At 61.9% G+C, this 25,810-nt stretch carries 24 protein-coding genes and 2 tRNA genes; 19 read left to right on the forward strand and 7 right to left on the reverse strand.

Going from position 1 to position 25,810, the window contains the following annotated elements:
- The first annotated feature begins 1 nt into the window (after nucleotide 1).
- The 3 genes from rpsI to ACE3PR_RS21135 all read left to right on the forward strand — a co-directional run bounded on the left by rpsI (nucleotide 2) and on the right by ACE3PR_RS21135 (nucleotide 2,048).
- On the forward strand, nucleotides 2-502 hold the full coding sequence (gene rpsI / locus ACE3PR_RS21125; protein ID WP_374376262.1) for a 30S ribosomal protein S9: 501 nt from the start codon (nucleotides 2-4) through the stop codon (nucleotides 500-502).
- 92 nt (nucleotides 503-594) lie between these two features.
- Complete coding sequence (gene argC, locus ACE3PR_RS21130; protein ID WP_374376265.1) at nucleotides 595-1,506, forward strand: N-acetyl-gamma-glutamyl-phosphate reductase; 912 nt, start codon at nucleotides 595-597, stop codon at nucleotides 1,504-1,506.
- A gap of 11 nt (nucleotides 1,507-1,517) precedes the next feature.
- Nucleotides 1,518-2,048: a gamma carbonic anhydrase family protein gene (locus ACE3PR_RS21135; RefSeq protein WP_374376267.1), complete on the forward strand. Its 531-nt coding sequence runs from the start codon at nucleotides 1,518-1,520 to the stop codon at nucleotides 2,046-2,048.
- 3 nt (nucleotides 2,049-2,051) lie between these two features.
- Here ACE3PR_RS21135 and ACE3PR_RS21140 read toward each other — a convergent pair whose 3' ends face one another.
- The 3 genes from ACE3PR_RS21140 to ACE3PR_RS21150 all read right to left on the reverse strand — a co-directional run bounded on the left by ACE3PR_RS21140 (nucleotide 2,052) and on the right by ACE3PR_RS21150 (nucleotide 5,690).
- Complete coding sequence (locus ACE3PR_RS21140; RefSeq protein WP_374376269.1) at nucleotides 2,052-3,734, reverse strand: methyl-accepting chemotaxis protein; 1,683 nt, start codon at nucleotides 3,732-3,734, stop codon at nucleotides 2,052-2,054.
- A 165-nt stretch (nucleotides 3,735-3,899) separates the two neighbouring features.
- A complete protein-coding gene (glnA, locus tag ACE3PR_RS21145) occupies nucleotides 3,900-5,309 on the reverse strand; it encodes a type I glutamate--ammonia ligase (protein WP_374376271.1) in 1,410 nt (469 codons plus the stop codon).
- A gap of 42 nt (nucleotides 5,310-5,351) precedes the next feature.
- Nucleotides 5,352-5,690: a P-II family nitrogen regulator gene (locus ACE3PR_RS21150; RefSeq protein WP_133613898.1), complete on the reverse strand. Its 339-nt coding sequence runs from the start codon at nucleotides 5,688-5,690 to the stop codon at nucleotides 5,352-5,354.
- 219 nt (nucleotides 5,691-5,909) lie between these two features.
- Here ACE3PR_RS21150 and ACE3PR_RS21155 point away from each other — a divergent pair, with 219 nt between their 5' ends.
- The gene (locus tag ACE3PR_RS21155; RefSeq protein WP_374376273.1) at nucleotides 5,910-7,190 is read left to right on the forward strand and encodes a flavin monoamine oxidase family protein; all 1,281 of its coding nucleotides are present in this window, start codon (nucleotides 5,910-5,912) and stop codon (nucleotides 7,188-7,190) included.
- Between the two features lie 65 nt (nucleotides 7,191-7,255).
- On the opposite strand, the gene ACE3PR_RS21160 is transcribed toward ACE3PR_RS21155, so the two are convergent.
- Complete coding sequence (locus tag ACE3PR_RS21160; protein ID WP_374376275.1) at nucleotides 7,256-8,440, reverse strand: pyridoxal phosphate-dependent aminotransferase; 1,185 nt, start codon at nucleotides 8,438-8,440, stop codon at nucleotides 7,256-7,258.
- Between the two features lie 247 nt (nucleotides 8,441-8,687).
- On the opposite strand from ACE3PR_RS21160, the gene ACE3PR_RS21165 reads away from it, so the two are divergent.
- From ACE3PR_RS21165 to ACE3PR_RS21185, 5 genes are all read left to right on the forward strand, one after another.
- Nucleotides 8,688-8,764: transfer RNA gene (locus ACE3PR_RS21165), tRNA-His, on the forward strand.
- Between the two features lie 177 nt (nucleotides 8,765-8,941).
- Nucleotides 8,942-10,744, forward strand: a complete 1,803-nt coding sequence (locus ACE3PR_RS21170; RefSeq protein ID WP_374376277.1) for a PHA/PHB synthase family protein — start codon at nucleotides 8,942-8,944, stop codon at nucleotides 10,742-10,744.
- An 8-nt stretch (nucleotides 10,745-10,752) separates the two neighbouring features.
- Nucleotides 10,753-11,517, forward strand: coding sequence for an enoyl-ACP reductase FabI (gene fabI / locus ACE3PR_RS21175; RefSeq protein ID WP_374376279.1), 765 nt, complete (start codon nucleotides 10,753-10,755; stop codon nucleotides 11,515-11,517).
- Between the two features lie 41 nt (nucleotides 11,518-11,558).
- Nucleotides 11,559-13,502 carry a hypothetical protein gene (locus ACE3PR_RS21180; RefSeq protein ID WP_374376281.1) on the forward strand — a complete coding sequence of 648 codons (1,944 nt, stop codon included), beginning with the start codon at nucleotides 11,559-11,561 and terminating at the stop codon, nucleotides 13,500-13,502.
- Between the two features lie 4 nt (nucleotides 13,503-13,506).
- Nucleotides 13,507-15,174 carry a PEP/pyruvate-binding domain-containing protein gene (locus tag ACE3PR_RS21185; RefSeq protein WP_374376283.1) on the forward strand — a complete coding sequence of 556 codons (1,668 nt, stop codon included), beginning with the start codon at nucleotides 13,507-13,509 and terminating at the stop codon, nucleotides 15,172-15,174.
- Between the two features lie 489 nt (nucleotides 15,175-15,663).
- Here ACE3PR_RS21185 and ACE3PR_RS21190 read toward each other — a convergent pair whose 3' ends face one another.
- The 3 genes from ACE3PR_RS21190 to mce are packed head-to-tail and all read right to left on the reverse strand — an operon-like array spanning nucleotide 15,664 to nucleotide 16,921.
- A complete protein-coding gene (locus ACE3PR_RS21190) occupies nucleotides 15,664-16,221 on the reverse strand; it encodes a DNA-3-methyladenine glycosylase I (protein WP_374376285.1) in 558 nt (185 codons plus the stop codon).
- Between the two features lie 24 nt (nucleotides 16,222-16,245).
- Nucleotides 16,246-16,506, reverse strand: coding sequence for a DUF1467 family protein (locus ACE3PR_RS21195; RefSeq protein WP_374376287.1), 261 nt, complete (start codon nucleotides 16,504-16,506; stop codon nucleotides 16,246-16,248).
- Between the two features lie 10 nt (nucleotides 16,507-16,516).
- Nucleotides 16,517-16,921 carry a methylmalonyl-CoA epimerase gene (gene mce, locus ACE3PR_RS21200; protein WP_374376289.1) on the reverse strand — a complete coding sequence of 135 codons (405 nt, stop codon included), beginning with the start codon at nucleotides 16,919-16,921 and terminating at the stop codon, nucleotides 16,517-16,519.
- 305 nt (nucleotides 16,922-17,226) lie between these two features.
- Here mce and ACE3PR_RS21205 point away from each other — a divergent pair, with 305 nt between their 5' ends.
- The 10 genes from ACE3PR_RS21205 to ACE3PR_RS21250 form a co-directional block, all read left to right on the forward strand.
- Nucleotides 17,227-18,102: a FecR domain-containing protein gene (locus ACE3PR_RS21205; RefSeq protein ID WP_374376291.1), complete on the forward strand. Its 876-nt coding sequence runs from the start codon at nucleotides 17,227-17,229 to the stop codon at nucleotides 18,100-18,102.
- Nucleotides 18,103-18,250: 148 nt separating this feature from the next.
- Nucleotides 18,251-18,436, forward strand: coding sequence for a hypothetical protein (locus ACE3PR_RS21210; RefSeq protein WP_374376293.1), 186 nt, complete (start codon nucleotides 18,251-18,253; stop codon nucleotides 18,434-18,436).
- 105 nt (nucleotides 18,437-18,541) lie between these two features.
- Nucleotides 18,542-19,366, forward strand: coding sequence for a FecR domain-containing protein (locus ACE3PR_RS21215; RefSeq protein WP_374376295.1), 825 nt, complete (start codon nucleotides 18,542-18,544; stop codon nucleotides 19,364-19,366).
- Between the two features lie 42 nt (nucleotides 19,367-19,408).
- Nucleotides 19,409-19,843 (forward strand): nuclear transport factor 2 family protein, encoded by a 435-nt coding sequence (locus ACE3PR_RS21220; RefSeq protein ID WP_374376297.1) that lies wholly within the window; start codon nucleotides 19,409-19,411, stop codon nucleotides 19,841-19,843.
- Nucleotides 19,844-19,993: 150 nt separating this feature from the next.
- Entirely contained in the window at nucleotides 19,994-21,682 is a 1,689-nt protein-coding gene (locus ACE3PR_RS21225; protein ID WP_374376299.1) for an SPOR domain-containing protein, read from the forward strand.
- Nucleotides 21,683-21,691: 9 nt separating this feature from the next.
- Entirely contained in the window at nucleotides 21,692-23,233 is a 1,542-nt protein-coding gene (locus ACE3PR_RS21230) for an NAD(P)H-hydrate dehydratase (RefSeq protein WP_374376301.1), read from the forward strand.
- Complete coding sequence (locus ACE3PR_RS21235; protein WP_374376303.1) at nucleotides 23,230-23,691, forward strand: N-acetyltransferase family protein; 462 nt, start codon at nucleotides 23,230-23,232, stop codon at nucleotides 23,689-23,691. The genes ACE3PR_RS21230 and ACE3PR_RS21235 overlap by 4 nt, the downstream gene beginning before the upstream one ends.
- A 121-nt stretch (nucleotides 23,692-23,812) precedes the next feature.
- A tRNA-Leu gene (locus ACE3PR_RS21240) sits at nucleotides 23,813-23,897 on the forward strand.
- Between the two features lie 137 nt (nucleotides 23,898-24,034).
- Nucleotides 24,035-25,381 (forward strand): trigger factor, encoded by a 1,347-nt coding sequence (gene tig, locus ACE3PR_RS21245; RefSeq protein ID WP_374376305.1) that lies wholly within the window; start codon nucleotides 24,035-24,037, stop codon nucleotides 25,379-25,381.
- A 174-nt stretch (nucleotides 25,382-25,555) separates the two neighbouring features.
- The coding region (locus tag ACE3PR_RS21250; protein WP_374376307.1) for an ATP-dependent Clp protease proteolytic subunit at nucleotides 25,556-25,810 on the forward strand (255 nt) is incomplete at its 3' end.

Genomic DNA, 25,810 nt, shown 5'->3' on the forward strand with positions numbered 1-25,810 from the left:
CATGGCGCAAGAACCGCAGAAGATTTCCGACCTGAAGGATCTCGGCGCCGCCACCCGTGGTGTCGTGAATGCCGAAGCCGTGACCGCGCCGAAATACGAGCGCAAGGTTGACGCTCAGGGCCGCGCCTATGCGACCGGCAAGCGCAAGGACGCCATCGCCCGTGTTTGGATCAAGCCGGGTAACGGCAAGATCACGGTCAATGGCCGTGACGTGACGGTCTATTTCGCCCGTCCCGTGCTGCGCATGATGATCAACCAGCCCTTCGGCATCGTGAACCGTGCCGGCCAGTTCGACGTCAACGTGACGGTCACTGGCGGCGGTCTCTCGGGCCAGGCCGGTGCCGTCCGTCACGGCATCAGCAAGGCGCTGACCTATTTCGAGCCGGATTTGCGTGGTGCTCTGAAGGCCGAAGGCTTCCTGACCCGCGACAGCCGTACCGTCGAGCGTAAGAAGTACGGCCGCGCCAAGGCGCGCCGCAGCTTCCAGTTCTCGAAGCGCTAAGCGCACAGGCCAAATCGAATTGGCAAAGGGGTGCGCTCTGGCGCACCCCTTTTTCTTTGGGCAATATCCAGCCGGATAACGAGAGGGTGGAGATGGCGAAAGTTTTCATCGACGGCGAAGCTGGCACCACGGGTCTGGGTATCCGGGACCGCCTGGCGCATGTCCCTGGCATCGAACTCAAGAGCCTCACCGGCGACAAGCGCAAGGACCCGGCGGCGCGCCGCGCGATCATGGCGGAAGTCGATCTGGTGGTACTGTGCCTGCCCGACGATGCCGCCAAGGAATCCGTGGCGCTGGCTGCCGAACTCGGCGACAAGGCGCCCAAGATGCTGGACGCCAGCACGGCGCATCGCGTGGCGCCAAACTGGGCCTATGGCTTCCCTGAATTGGAGAAAGGCCATGCCGAGGCGATCGCAAAGGCCCGGCTGGTCTCCAATCCCGGCTGCTACCCGACCGGCGCCATCGCTTTGCTGCGCCCATTGACCGAGGCGGGCCTTTTGCCGGCCGATTATCCCATCACCGTCAATGCGGTGAGTGGTTATTCCGGCGGCGGCAAGGCCATGATCGAAGCCCATGAGAAAGATGGCGGCCCCGCCTTCGAACTCTATGCGCTCGGTCTCTCGCACAAGCATGTTCCCGAACTCATGAAATATGCCGGACTCACGCGGCGCCCGCTTTTTGTGCCATCGGTCGGTCATTTCCGGCAGGGCATGCTGGTCTCGATCCCGCTTCATCTCGAGACGCTGCCGGGAAAGCCCAAGGCTGCGGACCTCAAGGCAGCGATGGCGCAGCATTTTGCCGGTGCTGATCTGGTGAAGGTGATCGATGCCGAAGCCAGCGGCAAATTGGAGCCGGAAGCGCTCAACGACACCGACCGGCTGGAACTGCGTGTCTTCGCCAATGAAGAGGCACGTCAGGCGGTTTTGGTCGCGCGGCTCGACAATCTGGGCAAGGGCGCCTCAGGTGCCGCCGTGCAGAACATCCGATTGATGCTGGATCTCTGAAGGAGCGCGAGATGAGCGGCATGATCCTGCCCTACAAGGGCATTCTTCCGAAGATCGCCGGCGATGCCTTCATTGCGGCAAATGCGGTCGTCATCGGCGATGTCGAGATCGGGCCTGAGGCCTCGATCTGGTTCGGCTGTGTGCTCAGGGGCGACTCCAATTCGATCCGTGTCGGCGCCCGCACCAATGTTCAGGACGGCACGGTCATTCACGTCAATCATGAACGTGAAGGAGCTGCCGGTACCAAAGCCGTGATCGGCGCCGACGTCACCATCGGTCATATGGCCTTGCTGCATGCCTGCACGATCGAAGACGGCGCCTTCATCGGCATGAAAGCCTGCATCATGGACGGCGTCGTGGTCGAGAGCGGGGGTATGGTGGCGGCCGGTGCCCTGGTGACGCCGGGCAAGCGCGTCAGGAAGGGCGAACTCTGGGCCGGCTCACCCGCCAAGCTGATGCGTCCGCTGTCGGAAAAGGAAATGGCCTATTTCGGCTATTCGGCCGAGCATTACTGCAAGGTCGCCGCGAGCTACCGCGGCTGACGCCTATATCGCCCTGATCGTCGAGAGGAAGCGCTCGATCTCCTGACGGAGGTCTTGGGCCTCCTTGGCAAGCGAGCTGCTGGAGCCCAGCAATTGGCCGGCAGCGACGCCGGTTTCATTCGCAGCGTTCGTGACCGTGGCGATGCGGGTCGACATGTCCTGATTGCCGCTTGCCGCCTGCTCGACGCTGCGCGCGATTTCCTTGGTGGCGGCGCTCTGCTCCTCGACAGCGGCAGCGACGCCGCTGGTGATCTGGTTGATCTCGTCGATCGTGCCGGCGATGTTTTCGATAGCCTTCACGGCCTGTCCCGTCTCGCTCTGAATTCCATTGATCTGCTGCGATATCTCGTCGGTCGCCTTTCCGGTCTGGGTGGCGAGGTTCTTCACCTCGGAGGCCACGACGGCGAAACCCTTGCCGGCCTCGCCCGCACGCGCCGCTTCGATCGTGGCGTTGAGGGCAAGGAGATTGGTCTGGCTGGCGATATCGGTGATGAGCTGCACCACGGCGCCGATCTTCTGAGCCGCTTCGGCCAATTGCTTGATCTGGGCATTGGTGGCAACCGCCTGATTGGCGGCTTGTCCGGCGATCTCGCGCGAGCGGGACATCTGCTGGCCGATCTCGGCGATCGAGGCGGCGAGCTCTTCCGTGGCGGCCGCCACGGCGTTGACGCTGCCGCTCGCCGCCTCAGATGTATGGCTGACCTGATTGGCTTCCGCGGCGGTATTCTCCGCCACGCGCGACATGGATTGCGCGGTTCCTTCCATTTCACCCACGGCGGCGATGACCGCCTGCAGTCGCTGAGTCACCTGTCGGTCGAAATCCCGGCACAGGGTCTCCAATTGCCGCGTGCGTTCCTCGCGCATCTTCTGGTCGTGGGATTGCGCCGACGTGAGACGGTCGGCTTCAAGGGCATTGTCCTTGAAGACCTGCACGGCCTCGGCCATGCGGCCGACCTCGTCGCCGCGCCCAAGGCCCGGCACTTCGATCGCGCGGTCGCCGCCGGCCAAACGCTGCATGGCGCTGACCATGCCAAGAATGGGTCGCGAGATCTGGCCGGCCGTGATCCAATTGACCGCGATCAGCAGAATCGTGGCGAAGACCGAGACAACCAGCAGCGTGACGATCAGTTGGCCGTTTGTTGTCAGGGCGTTGTTGCCGGCGCTGTTGCCGAAGCGTTCGATATTTTCGCCGAGTACTTCAAGGCGCTCCTCCAGATCAGAGAAGGCCTTCATGAATTCTGGGAAACGCTCGCGCCCAGCGACGGTATCCTTCAACCCGGATTCGGTAATCTCCTTGGCGGAGGTGATGTAGGCTTCCAGGGCTGGCAGCACGTCTTCGACCGCCTTGCGGAGATCGGGCGGCAGGTCCAGTCCCCGCAGGGTGCCAATCGATTTATCAAAGCTGGCGACGTGATCTGCAAGGTCGACGCGAATGGTCTCCTGATCCTCCGGGCTCCCATAGGGTCCGGTAACGAGGGAAAAGAGCACGTCCGCGCGCAAGGCATCATGCATCATGTCCGCTTGCTTCTGATGCAGGACGGCACTGGTTGCCGTAATGGAAGCTTCCAATCCCTCATTGCTGCGCATCATGCCAAACAAGCCGACGGCGGCGGTCACGACAATGGCGGCGACGGCAGCAATGCCGGCGATCAACAAGCGGGTGCGCAAGGACATGCGGGTGTTCATCGTTTCTCCCCTTACGATGCCTGACCCTGATCTTGATCAATTTTAGTGAATGGTTCCTTAAAGGCCTCATTCGCGTAAGTCATAGGAGGATGATCCTCCGCAATGCACAAAAAAAGGCGGCTGGGTTGCCCCAGCCGCTTCAGTTCTTACTGCCGCAAGGATCTCTTAAGAAGAGTAATACATCTGGAACTCGATCGGATGCGGGGTGTGCTCGAGGGCGTAGACCTCTTCCCACTTCAGTTCGAGATAGGAATCGATGAAGTCCTTCGTGAAGACGTCGCCCTTCAGCAGGAAGCTGTGGTCGGCGTTGAGGGCTTCAAGCGCTTCGCGCAACGATCCGCAGACGGTCGGAACCTGCTTCAGTTCTTCCGGCGGAAGGTCGTAGAGGTTCTTGTCCATCGGATCGCCCGGATGGATCTTGTTGGCGATACCGTCGAGACCGGCCATCACCATCGCTGCGAAAGCGAGGTAGACGTTGGCGGTCGGGTCCGGGAAGCGGACCTCGACGCGCTTGCCTTTCGGGCTGGCCGTATAGGGGATACGGCAGGAGGCCGAACGGTTGCGCGAGGAATAGGCCAGCAGCACCGGCGCTTCGAAGCCGGGGATGAGGCGCTTGTAGCTGTTGGTCGACGGGTTCGTGAAGGCATTGAGCGCCTTCGCGTGCTTGATGATGCCGCCGATATAGAACAGGCAGGTCTCGGAGAGATCCGCATAGCCGTTACCGGCGAACAGCGGCTGGCCGTTCTTCCAGATCGACTGATGCACGTGCATGCCCGAACCGTTATCGCCCTTGACGGGCTTCGGCATGAAGGTCGCGGTCTTGCCATAGGCGTGCGCGACGTTCTTCACGACATACTTGTACTTCTGCATCGCGTCGGCGCACTGCACCAGCGTGCCGAACTTCACGCCCAGCTCATGCTGCGACGGTGCCACTTCGTGGTGATGCTTTTCGACTTCGACGCCCATCGCGGCGAGGGTCGTCAACATCTCGGCACGGAGATCGCCGGCGGAATCCAGCGGCGCCACCGGGAAGTAACCACCCTTTACCTTCATGCGGTGGCCGTGATTGCCTTCCTCGAAACGCTTGTCGGTGACATAGGGCGCTTCTTCCGAGGTGAACTCGACCGAGGTCTTGTTCATCGAGACTTTGTAGCGCACGTCGTCGAACACGAAGAACTCGGCTTCGGGGCCTACATAGACGGTATCGCCCACGCCCGAGCTCTTCACATAGGCTTCGGCGCGCTTGGCGATCGAGCGCGGGTCGCGGCCGTAATTCTGACCCGTCAGCGGCTCCAGAATGTCGCAATAGATGATGAGCGAGGTCTGCGCGGCGAAGGGATCGAGCACGGCGGTGCCGAGATCCGGGGCCAGCGTCATGTCGCTCTCGTTGATGGCTTTCCAACCCGCGATCGACGAGCCGTCGAACATGACGCCTTCGGTCAGCAGGTCCTCATTCACGGTCGAGACGTGATGAGCGAGATGGTGCCACTGGCCGAGGGGATCGGTGAAGCGGAAATCGACGTATTTCACGTCGTGTTCCTTGATCAGGCCAAGCACTGTCTTAATGTCGGACATGGGTGTTTCCTTGCGTTTCTCAGGTAATGTTTTGGGTTTCTGTTAGATCGCGTCCAGGCCGCGTTCACCGGTGCGGATGCGGACGACTTCTTCGATGTTGGTGACGAAAATCTTGCCGTCGCCGATGCGGCCGGTCGCGGCAGCCTGGCGGATGGCTTCGATGGCACGCTCGACGAGGGCATCGTCCAGCACCACTTCGATCTTCATCTTCGGCAGAAAATCGACGACGTATTCAGCACCGCGATAGAGTTCGGTGTGACCCTTCTGGCGGCCGAAACCCTTGGCCTCGGTCACGGTGATACCCTGGATGCCAACCTCGTGGAGGGCGTCTTTCACTTCATCGAGCTTGAACGGCTTGATGATGGCTTCGATTTTCTTCATGGGATTCCCCAATTTTGGTTGCCGGTACTCAACTGCCTCACGACGAGGGTGCCGGCGCGATTGAGCAAGGCGCGTGCCACTCTTTAAGTGTTTGATTTAACACGATAACAAGATATGGCATGGCGGTCGATGCCTGTTTATTAGGCGGCTGTGTTCAAATCTGAGGCAACCAATTTTTTACCATTGTTAAGCCTGACGCGGACGGGCAGCATCGCCGCCATGGAATACGATTTTCTGATCATCGGCGCCGGTCTTGCAGGCGCACACGCCGCCGAAATTCTCGGCTCTGCCGGGCATCGCATCGCCCTTCTGGAAGCGGCCGATCGGGTCGGCGGCCGAGGTTTTACCCGAGCTTTCGGCGGCGGGGGTAAGGTGCTCGAATTCGGCGGTTCCTGGATCACGCCCTGGCACAGGCGCATGCAGGAGGCTTGCCGGCGGCACGGCATAGATCTGGTCGAGACCGTTCCGGTCCGGCATCGGCGATGGCATGACGGCACAACCTTGCGTGAGGACGCACCGGTCTCTGCCGCCGAACGTTCAGACTATGACCGTGTCATTGCCCAGATCGCGGTGGATGCCAAGCGCATCAAGGCCGGGCGAGCCGATGATGTCGCCGGCAGACCGTTGCTGGGTATCAGCCTGGCCGCGTATTTCCAGCGTCATGCCGTCGCGGCGCCGACGCGTGCCCAGCTCATGTCGTGGTGGACCGTTTCCGGTTCCGGCGATCCGGCGAGCGTCTCGGCCGGCGAATTGCTTGCCTCCTGTGGCTATGTCGATGGCACGCCCGAGAGCATCATGCAGGTGCTGACACACACCTTGTCGCCGGGTGTGACACCGCTCGTCGAGCGGATGATTGCTGCCTCTGGTGCCGACCTCCATCTTGGCTTTCCCGTCGTGAGCATTCGCCGGAACGATGACTCCATTGTCGTGACGGCACGCGATGGCAGGATCTTGCGGGCCGGTGCTGCCATCGTCGCTTTGCCGGTCAATACGCTCGGCGGAATCGATTTCGGGAACGCGTTGACGCCGCAACAAGCACAGGTCGCCGCCCGTGGCCATGACGGCCGTGCCGTCAAATTGTGGCTTCGCATCGCCGGTGTCGCACCTGGCGTCCTGGCGACAGGCGGTGGCGCTGGATTGCAATGGCTCTTCACGGCTTTCGAGGATGGCGCCGGCCATACCCTGGCTGTCGGCTTCGGCCTCGATGACGGCACCTGGCATCCGGACCGCCGTGCCGATGTCGTCGATACGCTGCAGCGCCTCTTGCCGGAGGCGGAACTCATCGGCTGGGACTGGCACGATTGGTGCGGCGATCCCTGGGCACGTGGTACCTGGGTCGGGCCGCCGGCCGATATCGTCGACAGCTTTGCGCATGAAGTGTGGCAAGGCGGCGGGCGCTTGGCCTTTGCGACCTCGGACACGGCGCCGGAAGGTGCCGGCTGGTTCGAGGGGGCCATGTCTGCTGGCGAAGCGGCCGCTGCGGCCGTTCTTAAAAGCTGAAACGCAGCGGGCGGGATGTCTTCCGACATCCCGCCCGTTTTACCTGAAACTGGGTCGATAAGGGCTTACGCAGCCTTGCGCTTCTCCAGGAAGCCGCCGATGCGCTTGATCGCCTCGCCGATATTTTCGATCGAATTGGCGTAGGAGATGCGGAGATACCCCTCGCCATAGGCGCCGAAGCTGGTGCCGGCGATGCTGGCAACACCAGCCTCGTCCAGCAGCGCCACTTCCAGCGCCTTGGATTTAAAGCCGGTCCCCTTGATGTTCGGGAAGGCATAGAAGGCGCCATAGGGCGTGATGCAGGACACGCCCGGCAGCTTGTTGAGTTCGGCCACGGTGAAGCGGCGGCGCTCGTCGAAGGCCACCATCATCTTGGCAACCTCGTCCTTCGGACCGGTGAGGGCCGCGAGGCCCGCCCATTGCGCCGAGGCGTTGACGCAGGAATGCACGTTGATGCACAGGCGCGTCGCATGCTCGATGAGGCTCTTCGGCCAGACCGAATAGCCCATGCGCCAGCCGGTCATGGCATAGGTCTTGGACCAGCCATCCAGCATGATCAGACGATCGGCGATCTGCGGATACTTGAGGAACGAGGTATGCACCTTGCCGTCATAGAGCATCTCGGAATAGATCTCGTCCGACATGATGGCGACGTTCGGATGCTGCTCCAGGCCCTTCACCAGCTTGTCGATCTCGTCCTTCTCGACGATGCCGCCGGTCGGATTGGCGGGCGAATTGACGATGATGAGGCGGGTCTTCGGCGTGATGCGCGAGAGCACGTCCTCGGCCTTGAAGCCGAAGCCGTTCTCCTCGAGGAGCGGAAGCGGCACCGGTGTCGCGCCGGAAAATTTGATGGTCGATTCATAGATCGGGAAACCTGGGTTCGGATAGATGATCTCCGCGCCCGGCTCGCCGAACATCATGATGGCGAAGAACATGGTGACCTTGCCGCCCGGCACGATCAGCACGTTGTTGGGATCGACCGTATTGATGCCATGACGCTTGTTGAGGTCGTCAGCCACGGCCTGGCGCACTTCCGGAATGCCGTTGGCCGGAGTATAGCCATGATGGCCGTCGCGCAGGGCCTTGATGCCGGCTTCGACGATATGGGCCGGGGTCTGAAAATCGGGCTGGCCGATCGAGAGGGCGACGATGCTGCGGCCCTGGGCGCGCAAGGCATTGGCGCGGGCCAGGACTTCGAAAGCGGATTCGGTACCCAGGCGGCTCATGCCGCTGGCAAGCTGAAGCATTGGTCTTCCCCGAGAAAAATGAACTACCGGGCCTGGGATCGCCCAGCCCGGAACGGTTTCGCAGTTTAGGTCCGGCGCCGCCCTGTGACAGGCTCCAGGCGACGAATAGTTATATCAGGGCGACAGGTAGGGCTATGCCCGGTAACCGGGGCGCCCCCTCTAATCCTTGACGGGCGGGGAGGGGTCGGCTACATCGCTGCCGGCATGGCTGGTGACCCTGGAGACAGGGCCGCGGCGGCCCCCGGTGGCGGGTGTAGCTCAATTGGTTAGAGCGCTAGATTGTGATTCTAGAGGTTGCGGGATCGTGCCCCGTCACTCGCCCCATTTTCTCTATAAAAATTGATCTATATCAATATATTAACCGCATTATGATTTTTTCGTCGATTTTTGACGAAATCTTCTTGCTGTCCGGTCGCCAGCCATAAATCCGCAATCAAGCTGCTGTACCGGACATTCCGGGGGCAGATCCTTGGCCCACCATATTCGTGGGGTAAGTGAGAGATGGACGACGGCATTGCCCACACGGCGGGTGCGGTGGCAACCCAGCAGAAAGGTGCCGATCCTTCCTCCGCGGCCATGGCACTAGATTTGTCGCGTCCTGAAGCGCCGAAGCTTGCCGATCTTGATAGATTCTTGCACGCCTTGCAGGGGCAATTAACCGGATCGTTCAGCCCGACAATTGTGTCGCTCGCCCTCACCGACTGGCTGTTGCATCTTGCGAACGCGCCTGGGTTGCGGATGGAATTGTGGCTCAAGATCTGCGAGATCCAGCTCGCAGATCTTGATGCCGTCGGGCGTCAATTCCTGCCCAGCGAGGAAGGTTCGCAACCGGCCCCCACGGATCGCCGTTTTTCGGCGCCGGACTGGCAGGCAACACCCTTTAGCGTTTTCTATCAAAGCTACCTGCGTTGGGAGGAATGGTGGGGCGTGGCCACCGGCAGCGTCAGCGGCGTGAAGGCGAGCCATCAACGGGTACTTGCTTTCCTGGCGCGCCAATATCTTGACTTTATATCTCCCGCCAACCAGCCGATCTGCAATCCGGAAGTTTTGCGCACCACACTCGTCAGTCAAGGCGCGAATCTGCGGCGCGGCTTTGCAAATCTGATCGATGATCTCCATTTGGGGTCGCCGGCCGGCGAAGCGGTGCTTCCGCAGCGGAGCTTCAAGATAGGTCACGATCTGGCGGCCACGCCCGGCGTGGTTGTCTATCGAAACGAGCATATGGAACTCATCCAATATGCGCCGATGACTGCCGAGGTTGCGCGCGAGCCAATCCTGATCGTTCCGGCCTGGATCATGAAATATTACGTCCTCGATCTGACGGAACACAATTCGGTGGTGCGCCATCTGGTGGCATCGGGCTTTACCGTCTTCATGATCAGCTGGCGCAATCCCGGCTCGGCTCACCGGCATTGGAGCATGGACGATTACCGACAGCAGGGCATAGCGTGCGCGCTGGAGGCGATTGCCGCCATTCGCCCTGGCGCAGCGGTTCATGGATGTGGTTACTGCCTGGGCGGCACGCTGCTTGCCATCGATGCGGCGCGTATGGCGCGCGACAACGATGGGCGGCTGGCCAGCATGACACTCCTTGCCGCGCAGACCGACTTTACCGAGGCCGGCCCAATTCAGGTCTTTACCAGCGAAGATCAGGTGGCGTTCCTCGAGGATGTCATGTGGCAGCGCGGCTATCTCGACGGGGCGGAGATGTCAGCCGCTTTCAAACTGCTCCGTGCCAACGATCTGATTTGGAATCGCTTCGTCCGGCAATATCTGCTGGGAGAGCGAGACAGTGGTACGGATATCACTGCCTGGAATGCCGATGTCACGCGGTTACCGCAACACATGCATGCGGAATACCTGCGCCGTCTTTTCATCAGGAACGAGCTTGCCCAGGGGCATTACCTGGTCGATCGGCGGCCCGTCGTTCTGTCCGATATCCGTACGCCGATCTTCGCCGTCGGTACAGAGACCGATCATGTGGCGCCGTGGCAATCAGTTTACAAGATTCGCCTGCTCAGTCGCGCCGAAGTCACGTTTGTGCTGACAAATGGTGGCCATAACGCCGGCATTGTCAGCGAACCGGGGCATGCCAGGCGGCACTATCGTCTGTCGACCAGTGGCCCTTTCGAACCATACCTCGATCCCGGTAGCTGGATCGGCAGGGAGCCAGCGCAAGAGGGTTCCTGGTGGCCGGCATGGAGTGATTGGCTGCGGCGCCACTCGAGTACCGGCGTCATACCTGCGGCGGTTTTGCCCCCCGGCCTTGGCGCGGCCCCCGGCGCTTATGTTCTGGAGGCATAGACACAGAAATGCTGAGCCTTGCGAATAAGATCGGTTTGGTAGTCGGAATAGCGAATGATCGCAGCATTGCCTATGGCTGCGCGAAGGCGTTTCGCCAGGCGGGTGCCAGCCTGGCGGTCACCTATCTCAACGACAAGGCCCATAGCTATGTGGCGCCTCTGGCGTCGGAACTTGGCGCGGAATTGGTCTTGCCGTGCGATGTCGAGCAGCCGGAGCAGCTTTCGGCCACTTTCGATGCCATTGCGCAACGATACGGTCGGCTCGATTTTCTCCTGCATTCCATCGCCTATGCACCCAAGGTTGATCTCAATGGCCGCCTGATCGATAGTTCGCGCGACGGATTTGCGCGTGCGATGGATATCTCCTGCCACTCTTTCCTGCGTATGGCGCGCCTCGCCGAACCGCTCATGGCGTCGGGCGGCGCTTTATTGACCGTCTCGTATTATGGCGCGGAGAAGGTGGTCGACAATTACGGCCTGATGGGGCCGGTGAAGGCCGCGTTGGAATGCGCGGCGATTTACATGGCAAATGAACTCGGTCCGTGCGGCATTCGCGTCAATGTGCTCTCGCCGGGGCCAATCGTGACACGCGCGGCGTCTGGCATTCCGGAATTTTCCGCACTGGTGGATGCCACGGCACGGCGCGCGCCCGCCCGTCAGTTGGCTGATGTCGGCGATGTGGGCGCAATGGCCGCATTCCTGGTTAGCGACCTCGCCGCTAACATTACGGGGAACATCACTTTCATCGACGCCGGCTATCATGTCGTTGCGTGATCGCACGGGGCAATCTCACCTTCCATTGACGGACTGACGCGATGGTACAGAAAACATTGATCGCCGAGGCGCTTGAAGAGACCGCGTTGCTCCTGCCGGATCTGATCGATCGCGCCCTTTCAGCCAACGACCGCATCAAGGCAGTGCTTTCCTGGCTGCAAAGTGCCGCGTCACAAGCCGATCATCCGGGCAGCAGACCGACTGGCGCGATCGAGATTCCGCGTCTGGCGGGAATAGATGCTTCGTTTTTGAAGTCCGGCTCGGAAGGGGCCACCCGACAAGGCGCCTATTATCATATTCCCGGGGTCAAGGCGGCTCTCGATCTGGTCCTCGCCGATCTTTCGACCATGCTGGCTCCGTTTGCAGCGAGCGGTGAGGGCGCCGCAAACGGTGCGCTTCACGGGGGTTTTCAGGCGCGTTTTCAGGCCCTTTCGAAATTGCCGGCGATGGACGGCGATATGCTTCCCGCCGGCCTGGTCAGCGAGTTGACTCATGCGAAGAGGCAGTCGGCTGACTCTCTGCACTTGCTTTTGATGGATATGCACAAGGGCTTGAATGCTCTCCAGGCGAGCATTGCCGAAGAATCGATCGATGGTGCCCGGGTCTATCGCATAACCAATGCTGATCGAGCACCCATCATGGCCTTCATGGGTGGCCTAAACCGGACCGCGCCGCTCAAGTTTGATCATCCCGGGCTTGGAACGACGGCTACGCGGACCCAGGATGGCTTGGTCATTCAGAACGATATCGGTACCACTGATGCCCATGTCCTGGTGGTGCATGTCGATGAGTTGACCGTTAGTCTCACCTATACGGACGTGCATGCCCGCCGGTTGCGTTTTTTCAAGGACCGACTGAAAGGCACCGGCATGCGCTGGGCCGATACGCGCCAGCGGCACGTTGCGGGGCTCGAAGAAGATGAATTTTATCAGACAACGGGCGTCCTTACCGCCAAGGATGCAAAGCAGCGCGATGCCGCATTGTCAGCGATCGGTGCGGCGCTGGTTTTTCTCATTGATTGGAATAAGGCGCGCAAACGTCTGCGCAATTTCATGAGCAAGGCCGCGGCGCTGGAGCTTCTCGGATGGGCCGCCGATCAGCGGATCGGGCATCGCGGCTTTCTCAAGCTGGGCGGCGAGAATTTAATCTTCGCAGCGCTTGAGGGCGCAGGCAAGAACCTGGGCATCGGCCGACCGCTGGACCAGGTTTTGGGCGACGCCGACACCCAATCCTTCATGCGCAATGTGTTTCGCACCTGTACCGAAGCGCTGATGGCGCAGCGGAGCGCCGAGTTCGTCGCCCAGCAGATTCGCGCGGATTTGATGGCGCGCATGCAGACGGCATCCGACCAAGTCCTGGTTTTTGCGCTCGACCACGCTGCGCTTCTGCATGATCTGGTGGATCTTATTCAGGCCGCCATCATGCGGATCGAAAGCATCACGCCGGAGGATCGGCTCACGTACCGCCGTCGTGCCAAGGCATGGGAAAGCGATGCCGACCGATTGGTCAATCAAGTCCGGACGCTCGTGGCACGCAATGGTGCCGAGCCGGTATGGCGGAGTGTGCTGGTTCACGCCGACGATGCAGCCGATGCCTTGGAAGAAGTGATGTTCACCATCAGTCTGCTGCCGCCGCACATGCGCCTGACCGCGCAAAGACCAATCGTGGAACTGGTGCGTCAATTGGTTTCCGGCGTGGAGGATTATGTCCGGGCGCTGTCGCTGTCCATTCATCTCCACCGCGGCGCTGCCCGCGAGGACGTGCGCGATCTTCTGACCTTGGTCGATTGCTTGCGCGACATGGAGCATGCGACCGACGCCGTTGCGCGCGAAGCGCTCGAATCACTCGTGAAATCACCGCTGGATGCGCGCGGCTTGCTGCTGGAACACGAGATCGCGGCCAATCTCGAGGCGGTTGGTGATTCGTTGATGCATGCCGGTCTCACGCTCAGCGATCATGTCCTGGAAGGGCGCTTGAAAGGTTGATGCCATGAAACCAAAGATCTACCCGATCGACAGCGATACCCCGCCGCCAGCCGAAGATTTGTTGCCCGAGGTCGGAAACAAGGCGTTTAACCTCATGCGTTTGGCGGCTCTTGATTTGCCGGTGCCGCCGGCTTTTGTGCTGTCGACCGGATTCTGCCGGCACTGGATTCAGCACGGCCACGCAATAAACGGTGACCTGCCGGAACAATTGCTGACCCATGTACGCCGTCTCGAAAATCTTTCCGGCTTGTCGTTCGGCGACCAGCGCAGGCCCTTGCTTCTATCGGTTCGCTCCGGTGCCGCGGCGTCGATGCCAGGCATGATGGAAACGCTGCTCAATATCGGGCTGACGACGCGGACCCTGCCCGGACTCATTGCCGTGACTGGAAAGCCGCGCCTGGCATGGGATTCGCTGCGCCGTCTTGTGCAGTCTTTTGCGGAGGTGGTCAAAGGAGTGCCGGCGACCGGCTTCGATGCCTTGAGGGACGAGGCCCTCGGTATTTCCGGCGCGGAAGTTGTCGGTGATCTGGATACGCTTGCCTTGCGGACGCTCACGCTGGCGCAACTCCACCATTTCCATGAATTGGTTGGCGAGCCTTTCCCTGAGGATCCCATGGAGCAGCTGACCGGGGCGGTGGAAGCGGTCTTCCGCTCCTGGGAAAGCGAACGGGCGGTGACTTATCGCCGGCTCAACAATCTGGACGGCCTGACCGGCACAGCCGTGACCATACAGCGGATGGTGTTTGGCAATGCCGGCAGCGGATCGGGCTCCGGCGTTGGTTTCACGCGCAATCCAGCCGATGGCTCGAACGAGCTTTATATGGAATTCCTCTTCAACGCGCAGGGTGAGGATGTCGTTTCGGGCCGCTATCCTGTCGATGCGGCGGATACGCTGCAGGCTCTCCTGCCGGATGCCTTTCAGCACCTGATGGCCATTCGCGAACGCCTGGAGCTTGCATTTGGTGACGTGCAGGATTTTGAGTTTACCATCGAGAACGGCAAAGTCTTTCTGTTGCAGACCCGTCGCGCCAAGCGCACGGATTGGGCCGCTGTGAAGATCGCCGTCGACTTGGCCCGGCAAGGTTTGATCGAGCCACGCGAAGCCGTCAATCGCCTTGGTAACGTTCCCTGGGAGAAGCTGACCCGGAGGCGCTTGCTCGGCGTGGTTGGGGAACCTTTGGCGACTGCCAAATCCGCCGGCATTGGCGTGGCCTCCGGGCGGATCGCACTCACCGCCGAGGCGGCTGTTGCCTGGGCCGGGCAGGGCGTAGACGCGATTCTGGTAAGAAATGACACCACCACTGACGATATCGCTGGCATGAATGCCGCGGTGGCGATCCTCACCGCCCATGGAGGTAGAACGTCGCATGAGGCCGTTATCGCACGCCAGTTGAACAAGGTTTGTCTGGTCGGATGCGATGCGCTCTCCATTGCTCCTGATGGCATGTCCTGCGCCATTGGCGGCCATCGTTTCAGCCCCGGCGATTTTCTGACGCTTGATGGCGACAATGGCGTCATCTACGCAGGCAGGCTCGATGTGGGTGAAGAAAAGCCCGATGCGGAACTGGCGCAGTTGAATGACTGGTTGCGAATGCTTTCGCCGGCGGAGCGGCCGGCGACTTCGTCTGGTGGTGGCGATGCGAGAGCACTTGCCGCCGGGGCTTCCGTTTAGCGGACGATAATCGGGATGACGTTCCGCGAATCTGTGCCGTTCTTTGATCCGCATTCGCACCTGGCGATGACCAAAGCGAAAATGATTCGAAAAAGATGATCGGGACGGGATTGTCACGCCATCTTTCGAAATCGATCTATCTATTTATAAAATAATGAAAATTCACATAATTCGCCATGTGCGTCCAGATCGAGAGGAAGGCTGTGCCGCCTGAGTTTGTCCAAATGAAAAGTGCCATTTTTGTGAAATGCTCCCGTGACTTCGGGAAAAATTTTGGTTAGGGTTCTGTCCGCTGGCTAGGGGAGCTGGCGCGACTGCCAAAGCAAGGCCATAAAAAAGCGACCGCACGGTCCAAGTTCTGGGACGACACTGACGAAATTGATTGCGGTGGGGGGGGACCTCGATTTGTAGGTCCGAGAGGCAGATCCGATGGGTCTGCCTCTTTCCATTTGTGGCCCGGGCGACCGGGGGGGGGGGGGACGACCGGGGCTAGTACTTCATTCCTTTGGCCGCCGCCTGGATCCAGGCCGGTTTCTGCCGCGCGATCTTCCGATAGACCGGGCAATCCTCGGCATGGGCGCCGGGCAGATAGCCGATCGACATCAGGAATTCGCCCACGATTTCGCCGCCGGTGAAGACGAATTCCCGCTTGAACAGCTTGACCCAATCTGGCTTGGCCAGCGGATGATGCTCGGCGAGCCATGACGCGAACGAGCCGTGGCTGCGTTGCAGCGCCTGAATGCGTTTGGCGTTCTCGATCGAGGCATCCACCTTCAGCCGGTTGCGGATGATGCCCGCATCGTTGAGCAGGCGTGCGCGCTGCTTGTCGCCATAACGGGCCACCTTGGCGATCTCGAAATTGCTGTAGGCGGCGCGGAAGGAATCCTGCTTCTTCAGGATGGTCAGCCAGGACAGGCCGGCCTGATTGATCTCCAATACCAGGCGCTCGAACAGCAGATCGTCATCCGCGATTGGAAAGCCGTAATGGCCGGCATGATAGGGGCCATGAAATTCGTGCCCGGGCGCCACGCGGCAGTAACCACTCATATCTGATGCCTCACACCACTTTCCCTAGGCAGGCCTGGCGACGCCGGTCAGTTCCAGGATCGACAAACCGAAATAGTGGGAGGCGATGAAATAGGCGCCCCAGATCACGACGGCAATCACCGTGGTGATAGCGGCCTTCTTCAGTAGCATCGGATTGGCTGGGGCCCCGGGATCATGGCCCACCTCGTCGCTTTCCTGGCGGCGTACGCCCCAGGGCAGGACGGCGAACAAGGCCAGCCACCAGATGATCAGGAAGATGAAGAACTGCGATGCGATGCCGGTCATGATCGGGTGCCTATGCCTGTTCCAGTTCCACCAACGTGCCGAGGAAGTCCTTGGGGTGCAGGAACAGAACCGGCTTGTCATGGGCGCCGATCTTGGGCTCGCCATCGCCCAGCACCCGCGCACCCGCCGCCTTCAGGCGATCCCGGGCGGCGAGGATATCGTCAACCTCATAGCAGACGTGGTGGATGCCGCCGGCAGGGTTGCGCTCCAGATAGCCGGCGATGGGTGATGCTTCGCCAAGGGGGTGCAGCAATTCGATCTTGGTATTGGGCAATTCAACGAAAACCACGGTAACGCCGTGCTTAGGTTGTGCCACGGGCGCGGAAACCTTGGCCCCCAGCGTGTCGCGATAAAGGGCCGTCGCCTGGGTGAGGTCCGGCACGGCGATGGCGACATGGTTGAGGCGGCCGATCATGCGGCTGGTCCTTTCGGCGCGGGTGGGGGAACGAAACGGGGGCGATGTTGCGGCGCAAGATCGATCAGGTCAAGCACGGCCCGGGTAAGCGTTTGCTCCCTAAAATTTTGCGAAGCGGGCGAGCGCACAGTATTTTGTATTGATTCGTGTGCGCCGTCACTGGATTGGCATCCGGACAAAGAATAAAATTCGTTATTAATTCGTTAACAATGAGTGTCAATAACGCAACATGCCGCGCCGGCGATCCGCGCGGCTGCGGCGGATGACCTGTGCGGCCATCTGCTTCGACTGGAGGTAACGACGCCATGAAGTCCTTGCTGATTAGTGCACGCCGTTCCAGCGGTTTCTGGCCGGCCATTATCCGCCCGGCGGCATGCTCGCTGGCGATCTCGACATTTGCCGCGTTCCTTTGTTCCAGCGCTTCAGCCGATACGATCGGCAACGTGATTCTGGAGGATTACAAGGGCGCCGTGGCGACGCCGGATGGCGGCGCGGATGCCCGCGAGATCCGCTTCCAGGACCAGGTCATGGCCCTCGATACGGTCGAGACCGGCGAGGAGGGTGCCACCTCGATGCGTTTCCTCGACGAAACCCGCTTCGATGTGGGGCCCAATGCCATGGTCAAGCTGGACGATTTCGTCTTCGACCCCATCAGCGCCATCGGCGCCGGCAAGATTTCCATGGCGGTCGGTGCTTTCCGCTATGTCGGCGGCAACATGAAATCGGAAGAGAACGTTAAGCTGATCACGCCGACCTCGACGATGACCATCCGCGGGACGGAACTGATCATCTTTGTCGGCCTGGACGGTACCACCGAGATCAATGTGATCGAAGGTGCCGTGGAAGTTCAACCTTGCGACAAGCCGGTGGCGGCCATGGCCACCGCCGGTCAACGTGTCATCGTGCCGCTCACCTGCCAGGCCGTGGTGACGACCTCGCGTCCGGTGACGGATGTGACCGATCTCGACGTCCCGGCCGATCTTGCCGATTTTGCGACGGCTGCCGGCGGTGATGATGGCGGCGACGGGGGTGACGGCGGCGAAGGCGGCGGCCCCGGCGACAAGGAAGGCAAAAATCGCGGCGACGAGGGCACAGACCCCGAACCGGATCCGCCTGCGCCGGATCCAGAGCCGCCTGCCTCGGAGACTGATCCGAATGAAAATGGAGATGACAACCTCTAGCTCAAATCTCTCAGTTCAACCGAACTGTTGATTTCATCCGAGGCCGACCCCAACCGGGTCGGCCGTTTTTTTTGGACCTTCCCTGTGTCCTCGGTCACAGCAAATTAACGAGTTCAGCCGCATATTGCTTGGGTGAAGCGGTTGCCTCGTGGCCGCGCTTTTCACCAAAGGCACCAATATGGCGCGCAAATACAAACATTGGCTGGCTCTTGCAGCGATACTCTGTGTGATGGTCCTTGACCATCTGCCCGAGCGCGCGCCGGAATTGGTGCTGGCCGCCTGGAACGGCACCCAGATCAGCGAATGGGACAGTCTGCCGGTCATGTATGAGTGACCGGCCGCACATAGCGGCGCATCGATTGAACCCGGAGCGGGAGAGCGGCGACTAACCGGCAATGGTTGGCCTCCCGCCGCCCTCGGTCGCAAGTTAGAAAAGATCATGAAATCAGGTATTGGCGCCTTCGGGCGCGTCGTTTCTCCGCGCGCTCTTTGCGCCTTGCTGTTGATTGCGGCCGGACCGGCATGCATGGCTTCCGCGGGTGCGGCGGCGGAAAAGGAAATCGGCGCCGTCGTCCAGCGCGAATATCGGGATGCCGTGGCGCGCCCGGACGGCGCCGCCCAGCTCCGCGCCATTCGCTATCGCGACAAGGTATTCGCGCTTGATACCGTGGCGACGGGCGCCACGGGTGCGACCTCCCTCCAATTCCTCGATGCAACGCGCATCGATGTGGGACCGGGCGCCGAAGTGCGGCTGGACGATTTCGTCTACGATCCCAGCAGCACGGAAGGTGCGGGCGAGATGTCCTTCGCCGTGGGGGCGTTCCGCTATGTCGGCGGCCACATGACGACCGAGGAAAATGTGCGCCTCAAGACACCGACAGCCACCATGGTGATCCGTGGGACAGAATTGGTGATCTTTGTCTGGCCGGATGGTCGTACCGAGGTGAACGTCATTTCCGGCGCGGTCGAAATCAGTGCCTGCGGTGGTGCAGGGGGTAGCCAGATGGCGATGACCGGTATGCAGGTGACGGTCTCGCCGGATTGCGCCACCCAGCGCGCCCCGGTCAGGTCACTGCCACCCGGCTTCGCGGCGCTCAATTTGCCCGTCGAGGACGAAGCGGGCATAGAGGAAGGCGATGACGGGCCGGGGGACCGGGGCGGTGACGGCCGTGATCGTGGCAGCACCGGGCGTGGTGGTAGTGGCAAGGGTGGCGCGGGCGGCGCGGGCGGTGGCACGCAGAATGGTGGTGCCAGCCACATCTGAGGCTAGACTGGCGGTGGCGACACCCGTTCAGGGATACCGGCGATGACCATTTCGCGGCTGACCACCGACAAGACGACCTATCAATCCGCCAATGACGCTTTTTACCGAGCCTTTGCTGAGGCTGATGCCGATGCGATGGAGGCCCTCTGGGCTGAAAACACACCGGTCTTCTGCTGTCATCCGGGCTGGCCGCCGATCCTGACCAGGGGCGAGATCGTCGCCAGTTGGACCGAGATTTTCAGCCATGGGGCCATTCCTGACATGACCTTCGTCCCGCGGCAGATGGCCCTGGTGGGGGGCCTTGGCATCGTCTGCGGCATCGAAATGGTCGGAAAGGCTCATTTCGCCTGCACCAACGTCTTTGCCAGCGAGGCGGGTGGGTGGCGCATGGTGCACCACCATGCCGGGCCCCTGGCACCGGGAACCTTCGCCCAGATTGTCTCTCCTGTGGATCCTGGTCGCGACGCACGGCATTAAAGCCTGTTGCCCAGGCCCACATTGGGACATCGGCCCGCGTTGCGCCGCCCCGCGCCGGGCGGCATATTGACCGCCATGATATGGAATCGATTCGCTCTGGCGACCGCAGCCATCCGGTGCGGTACGCGCTTTACCGGGGGACGCTCAGGCATGGGACGGGGCGTGATTGCTGCGGCCGTGGCACTGCTTGGCCTCCATTTGCTTTCCGCGACCCCGGCACGGGCCGATTACGGCACCGGTCTCGATGCGTTCAATGCCGGTGCCTTCGAGCAGGCTTATGCCGAATGGCAGAAGGCGGCGCTTACCGGCGACAAACGGGCACAGCATGGCTTGGGCTTGCTCCTGGAAAGCGGCCGCGGCACCAAAGCCGATCTGGAAGGCGCGCGCAAATGGTACGAGGCCTCCGCCGAGCAGGGATTCGCCCCGGCGATGAACAACCTCGCGATGCTTTATGCCGAAGGGCGCGGCGTCGCCAAGGACCAGAGCAAGGCGATCGCCTATTGGCAGCAGGCGGCTGAGGGGGGCAATGCCACCGCCCAGTTCAATCTCGGCGTTCAGTATATGCGGGGCGAGGGTGTCCCGCGCGATCCAGCCCAAACAGCCAAGCTGTGGACCGCGGCGGCGGAGGCGAACAGCGTTCAGGGGCAGTACAATCTCGGCCTGCTCTATGCGCAAGGCGTGGGCGTCGCCATGGACGACAAGCAGGCAGCCTATTGGATCGCCAAGGCGGCCGAGGCGGGACTTCCCGAGGCACAAATCGATCTTGCCGAGCTTTATCGTACCGGGCGCGGCGTCCAGCAGAATTCCGATCTGGCCTATCAATGGCTGGAAAAGGCCGCGGCGGCCGGCAACCTCAACGCCAGGCAGAAGCTGACCGAATTGCCCAAGCCGAAAGCGCCGGAAGCGGCGGCATCGGACGAGCCCGCAGAAATGCCCGCCGAGCCCGCGGAAACGCCCGCCGCGCCTGCGCACGACGCACAGGCCGCTGACGCTACCGCTCCTGCCGAATCCCACGCTGCCGAACCCGCCACCTCAGACTCTCATGCGGCAGAAGAGCAGCCGGTGGAAACACAGCCGGCGGAAACGCAGTCGGCGGAAGCGCAGGGCGCGGAAGAACCGGCCGAACCCGCCACGCCACCGCCCGCCGCCGATTCCCACGAAGGAACGCCGGAAGCGGCAGAGTCTCATGCGCCGGAACCTGCGGCAGAGCCGGCTGCGGAAACAGTGGCGCAGGGCGTCGCCTCGGCGACGGGGGTATTGGAGGACGAGCAGGCGGTTGAAGCGACGGAAGAGGCGGCAGTTTCCGAAACGCCCGCAGCCCACGCCCCCGCAGCCCATGCCGAGGCCGAGCAACCGGTGGAAACGCAGCCGGCGGAAACCGCGGATGCGCATGCTGACGAAACGGACGCACATGCTGACGAATCCAGCGAAGCGCCGGTGGAGGAGCCGGCTGTCGACGAGCAGGCTGCGGCCGATGAGAATGCGGCGCCGGCTGAGGAAGAGACGGCGCCGGAATCCGAAGACCTGACGGTCGAGGGCGTGGAGCCATTGCTACCCTTGGCCGAGATCACCTCGCCCAAGCCGAAGGTCTTCCGTGTCTGGCTGGGTGAGCGGGGGACGCCAGAATCCGCACGCACGGCCTATGACGGTCTGGTCGAGAAGTATCGCTCGTTGCTCGCGAACCTGAAATACGAGATGCGGCCCTTCATCATCGGTGGCCGTTCCGACGCCTATCGCATCTACGCCGGCCCTTTTGCGACCCTCAAGGAGGCGCAGGAGATGTGCGACAAGATCCGCGCGCGCTACAGCGAGGAATTCTGCCGCACCGTGATCAACTGAGCGCCGCCGATGGCACCGGATGCAAAGAACATGTCCGGCCCGCTCGATCTGGTGCTGACCAGCGCTCAAATGCGTGCTGCCGAGCAGGCTCTCTTCGATCGCGGTGTCGACAGTTTCGCATTGATGCGGGACGCGGGCCGCGCCGTCGCCGATCATGTCCAGCAATTTTGGCCCGGGCATAAAGTCACGGTGCTTTGCGGGCCGGGCAATAATGGCGGCGATGGCTTCATTGTCGCGGAGCTCCTGCGTCAGGCCGGCCGCGACGTCACCTTGCTGGCGATGCGCCCCGTCGATGGTTATCGCAACGACGCGGCGAAAGCTGCTGCGGGCTGGCAAGGCACGACCCTGCCGATGAATCACGCAACTCTTGCCACCGCGCTCGCGCCGGAGAGCCTCGTAATCGATGCGCTCTTTGGCATCGGTCTGGATCGGCCACTGGATGACATGGCGGTCGCGGCGATTCATCGCTGCCGCCAGCTTTCGTTACCGGTTGTTGCCGTCGATATCCCCAGCGGCATTTCGGCCGATACCGGCCAGGTACTCGGGGCGGCCTTCGCGGCCAGCGATACGGTGACTTTCGGTTGGCCGAAACCGGGGCACCTGTTGCTGCCGGGACGCCTGCATGCTGGCCGTCTCGTCGTTGCACCGCTCGGTTTCGATGCCGCTTGCGGCCGCGAGGCACAGTCGCGCTCTGCGGTCGATATTCGCGCCAACGGGCTCGATGTCTGGCTGATGCATCTGCCCCGCGTCGGCGCGCTCGATCACAAATACAGCCGCGGCCATGCGCTGGTCTTCGGTAGCCAGGCGATGCCGGGGGCAGGGCGCCTCGCCGCGCGCGCCGCGCGGCGGATTGGCGCCGGTATGCTGACGGTGGCAGCACCGGCCGAGGTGTTGCCCCTCTACATGGCCGATCAGCCGGGCCTCATTGCCAAGCCGGCAGCGCGCGCCGAGGATGTGGTCGAGATCCTGATGGACAGCCGCATCACCGCCTTGCTGGTGGGCTCCGGCATGCTGCCGGACGACGCCACGCGCGAGGCGGTGCTGAATGCTTTGGCCAGCGCCCGCGCGGCCGTGATCGATGGCGGTGGATTGACCGCCTTTGCCGACCGTCCCCAGGAGCTTTTTGGTCTCGGCCGAGCGGATGTTGTCCTCACGCCGCATGAGGGCGAGTTCGCCCGCCTCTTTCCCGATCTTGACGTGGAACTGGGCAAAGCCGAGCGGGCACGGCTCGCGGCCGAGCGCTCCCGCTGCACGATCGTGCTCAAGGGGGCGGATACGGTCATCGCTCAACCGCCCTCCGCCATCGGCGATGCGCAACAGGTCAGGCTCCTCATCAACCGGGAAGCGAGCCCCCATCTGGCCACGGCAGGCTCGGGCGACGTCCTGGCCGGGCTGGTCCTGGGGCTGCTGGCACAAGGGATGCCGGCCTTCGAGGCTGCCGCTGCGGCCGTCTGGTTCCACAGCGAGGCCGGCTTTGCCGCCGGGCCGGGCCTTATTGCCGAGGATCTCCCGGAACGTATTCCCGAAATCCGTCGCCTCCTGGAATCATGAACCATCCCGTCATCGAGGTGCGGCTGGCCGGACCGGCGGACGCGGAGGAATGCGCGCTGGTCTATGACGCGGCCCTCGCCGCGGCTTTCCCTGACGAACCGGCGACTTCCCGGGACAGGGCGGCCTATTTTCGCGCTTGCGCTGGCGAGGAACAGCGGGTTTGCTTGCTGGATCGAGTAATAATTGGTTTTGTTTCAGTGTATTGGAATGAAAACTTCATCCATTCTCTGTACATTCTCCCGGCCCAGCAAAAGCGCGGTGCCGGCCGTGCCCTATTGGCCGCAATTCAGGCGCTGGACCGGGGGCCGCTGGAGCTCAAGGTCGATGAGGTGAATGTTTCGGCCCGGGCTTTTTATGCCCGTTTGGGCTGGCGGGAGGTCGGCGAGGGGGTCGGTGATCGCGGGCGTTGGCTACGGCTGCGCTGGGACGGGTTCCCCGCGGGCCTCCAGCATGGTTGACAGGGCCGCCATCCGGGGTCTTTTTCGCTTGTGACGCGGGGTTAGGTGGGCTACATCCCCGCCCCGGACCCGGTGATATGCCGGGGCCGCGAGCTATGCTGTGGCAGCTCTAACGACCTTCGCGGGCGTGGCGAAATTGGTAGACGCGCGGGATTTAGGTTCCCGTGACGCAAGTCGTGTGGGTTCAAATCCCTCCGCCCGCACCAATCTCGTCAATGGTCCCGGAATCCGAGGGGGACCCGCGAACGAGATCGGGTTGAGGTCGTTTCCTTGAGCGCCAAGAGCAGCCGTGGTCCCAGTCGATCGCCGTTAGATAAACCTCCAGTTCTGAAAGTGTACTGTCATGCAGGTCACCGAAACCCTGAACCAGGGTCTGAAGCGGGAATACAAGATCGCCGTCCCGGCTGCCCAGTTGCGCGAGAAGGTCGACGGCAAGCTCAACGAGCTCGGCCACAAGCTGAAGATCCCCGGCTTCCGCCCCGGCAAGGTGCCGATGACGCTGCTGAAGCAGCGCTACGAGCAATCAGTCTTGGGCGAGGTTCTGGAAGAGAGCGTGCAGCAGAGCTCGCAGCAGCTCTTCACCGAGCGCAGCCTGCGTCCCGCCGGTCAGCCCAAGGTCGAACTCGTCGGCGAGTTCAAAGCCGATGCCGATCTCGAATTCTCGGTGGCGCTGGAAGTCATCCCCGAAATCGCGCCGATGGATTTCACCACCGTTTCGCTTGAGCGTGTCTCGGTCGAGGTGCCGGAAAGCGAAGTCGATGACAGCCTGAAGCGCATCGCCAAGCGCCAGCGCGCGTCGGAAACCGCCGCTGATGATTATGCGGCCAAGAGCGGCGACATCGCGGTGATCGATTTCGTGGGCTCGATCGGCGGCGTCGAATTTGAAGGCGGCAAGGCTGACGGCCATTATCTCGAACTGGGTTCGGGCAGCTTCATTCCGGGCTTTGAAGAGCAGCTCATCGGCGTGAAGAAGGGCGACAAGAAGACCGTGAAGGTCACTTTCCCGGCCGAATACGGCAATACCGATCTCGCCGGCAAGGAGGCTGAATTCGCCGTCACGGTGCAGGAAGTGCGCGTGCTGAAGGACGTGCCGGTCGATGACGAACTGGCGAAATCCCTGGGCCTCACCGACCTGGCCGAGTTGAAGAAGCAGGCCCGCGAGCGTATCGAGCGCGAATACGGTTCGGTCTCCCGTGCCCGCGTGAAGCGGAAGCTCCTTGACGTTTTGGCCGACAATCACGATTTCACCTTGCCTGAGGTTCTGGTCGAGGCCGAATTCGGCGCCATCTGGCAGCAGATCGAAGCCGATATGAAGGCCGGCCGATTGGACGAAGAGGACAAGGGCAAGAGCGAAGACGAGCTGAAGAAGGAATACCGCGACATCGCCGCGCGCCGCGTGAAGTTGGGCTTGCTGCTCTCCGAAGTCGGTCGCCAGAATAATATCCAGGTGCCGAACGAGGAATTGAGCCGCGCTCTCATCCAGGAGGCGCAGCGTTATCCCGGCCAGCAGCAGCAGGTGATCGAGTACTATCAGCGCTCGCCCGAAGCCCTCAACCAGCTCCGCGCCCCGCTTTACGAGGAAAAGGTCGTCGACTTCATCCTCGAGCGTGCGAAGGTGGCGGAGCGCAAGGTTTCCCCTGAGAAGTTCGCCGAAGAGGGTGAGGCGGAGCTCAAGGGCCGTCGCGACTAAGCGATGGAAAGGATTTGGCGAGTCGTTCCGGCGCTTGGCGTCGGAACGGTTTGCCAGAACCGGCCCACTCGCTAAGATCGCCTATCCGTGAGTCGGCCCGTCGCCGGCTCGGCGACGCCAGGTCGCCAGGCGCGCGTCGCGTCGGGCCGCCCGCAACATCTTTGAGAGTGGATGATGAGAGACCGGGATCCAGTCGAGATCTACAACAACTACCTCGTGCCGATGGTGGTCGAGCAGACCAATCGCGGCGAACGCTCCTACGACATCTATTCGCGCCTCCTCAAGGAGCGCATCATTTTCCTGGTCGGTCCCGTCAATGACGGCATGGCCAGCGTCGTCTGCGCGCAGCTCCTGTTCTTGGAATCCGAGAATCCCAGCAAGGAGATCTCGATCTACATCAACTCGCCGGGCGGCGTCGTGTCGTCGGGC

It is taken from the genome of Dongia sp. (genome assembly GCF_041909655.1).
GTDB lineage: Bacteria > Pseudomonadota > Alphaproteobacteria > Dongiales > Dongiaceae > Dongia.

Bases quoted from the DNA above. Each gene is read 5' to 3' on its own strand.
- ACE3PR_RS21155 (WP_374376273.1), top strand. From the start codon at position 5,910: ATGGAATACGATTTTCTGATCATCGGCGCCGGTCTTGCAGGCGCACAC.
- mce (WP_374376289.1), bottom strand. From the start codon at position 16,921: ATGATCGGCCGCCTCAACCATGTCGCCATCGCCGTGCCGGACCTCACC.
- tig (WP_374376305.1), top strand. From the start codon at position 24,035: ATGCAGGTCACCGAAACCCTGAACCAGGGTCTGAAGCGGGAATACAAG.
- ACE3PR_RS21135 (WP_374376267.1), top strand. From the start codon at position 1,518: ATGAGCGGCATGATCCTGCCCTACAAGGGCATTCTTCCGAAGATCGCC.
- ACE3PR_RS21160 (WP_374376275.1), bottom strand. From the start codon at position 8,440: ATGCTTCAGCTTGCCAGCGGCATGAGCCGCCTGGGTACCGAATCCGCT.
- ACE3PR_RS21225 (WP_374376299.1), top strand. From the start codon at position 19,994: ATGGGACGGGGCGTGATTGCTGCGGCCGTGGCACTGCTTGGCCTCCAT.
- argC (WP_374376265.1), top strand. From the start codon at position 595: ATGGCGAAAGTTTTCATCGACGGCGAAGCTGGCACCACGGGTCTGGGT.
- ACE3PR_RS21190 (WP_374376285.1), bottom strand. From the start codon at position 16,221: ATGAGTGGTTACTGCCGCGTGGCGCCCGGGCACGAATTTCATGGCCCC.
- ACE3PR_RS21235 (WP_374376303.1), top strand. From the start codon at position 23,230: ATGAACCATCCCGTCATCGAGGTGCGGCTGGCCGGACCGGCGGACGCG.
- rpsI (WP_374376262.1), top strand. From the start codon at position 2: ATGGCGCAAGAACCGCAGAAGATTTCCGACCTGAAGGATCTCGGCGCC.
- glnA (WP_374376271.1), bottom strand. From the start codon at position 5,309: ATGTCCGACATTAAGACAGTGCTTGGCCTGATCAAGGAACACGACGTG.
- ACE3PR_RS21220 (WP_374376297.1), top strand. From the start codon at position 19,409: ATGACCATTTCGCGGCTGACCACCGACAAGACGACCTATCAATCCGCC.
- ACE3PR_RS21230 (WP_374376301.1), top strand. From the start codon at position 21,692: ATGGCACCGGATGCAAAGAACATGTCCGGCCCGCTCGATCTGGTGCTG.
- ACE3PR_RS21205 (WP_374376291.1), top strand. From the start codon at position 17,227: ATGAAGTCCTTGCTGATTAGTGCACGCCGTTCCAGCGGTTTCTGGCCG.
- ACE3PR_RS21150 (WP_133613898.1), bottom strand. From the start codon at position 5,690: ATGAAGAAAATCGAAGCCATCATCAAGCCGTTCAAGCTCGATGAAGTG.
- ACE3PR_RS21185 (WP_374376283.1), top strand. From the start codon at position 13,507: ATGAAACCAAAGATCTACCCGATCGACAGCGATACCCCGCCGCCAGCC.
- ACE3PR_RS21195 (WP_374376287.1), bottom strand. From the start codon at position 16,506: ATGACCGGCATCGCATCGCAGTTCTTCATCTTCCTGATCATCTGGTGG.
- ACE3PR_RS21140 (WP_374376269.1), bottom strand. From the start codon at position 3,734: ATGAACACCCGCATGTCCTTGCGCACCCGCTTGTTGATCGCCGGCATT.
- ACE3PR_RS21170 (WP_374376277.1), top strand. From the start codon at position 8,942: ATGGACGACGGCATTGCCCACACGGCGGGTGCGGTGGCAACCCAGCAG.
- ACE3PR_RS21215 (WP_374376295.1), top strand. From the start codon at position 18,542: ATGAAATCAGGTATTGGCGCCTTCGGGCGCGTCGTTTCTCCGCGCGCT.
- fabI (WP_374376279.1), top strand. From the start codon at position 10,753: ATGCTGAGCCTTGCGAATAAGATCGGTTTGGTAGTCGGAATAGCGAAT.
- ACE3PR_RS21180 (WP_374376281.1), top strand. From the start codon at position 11,559: ATGGTACAGAAAACATTGATCGCCGAGGCGCTTGAAGAGACCGCGTTG.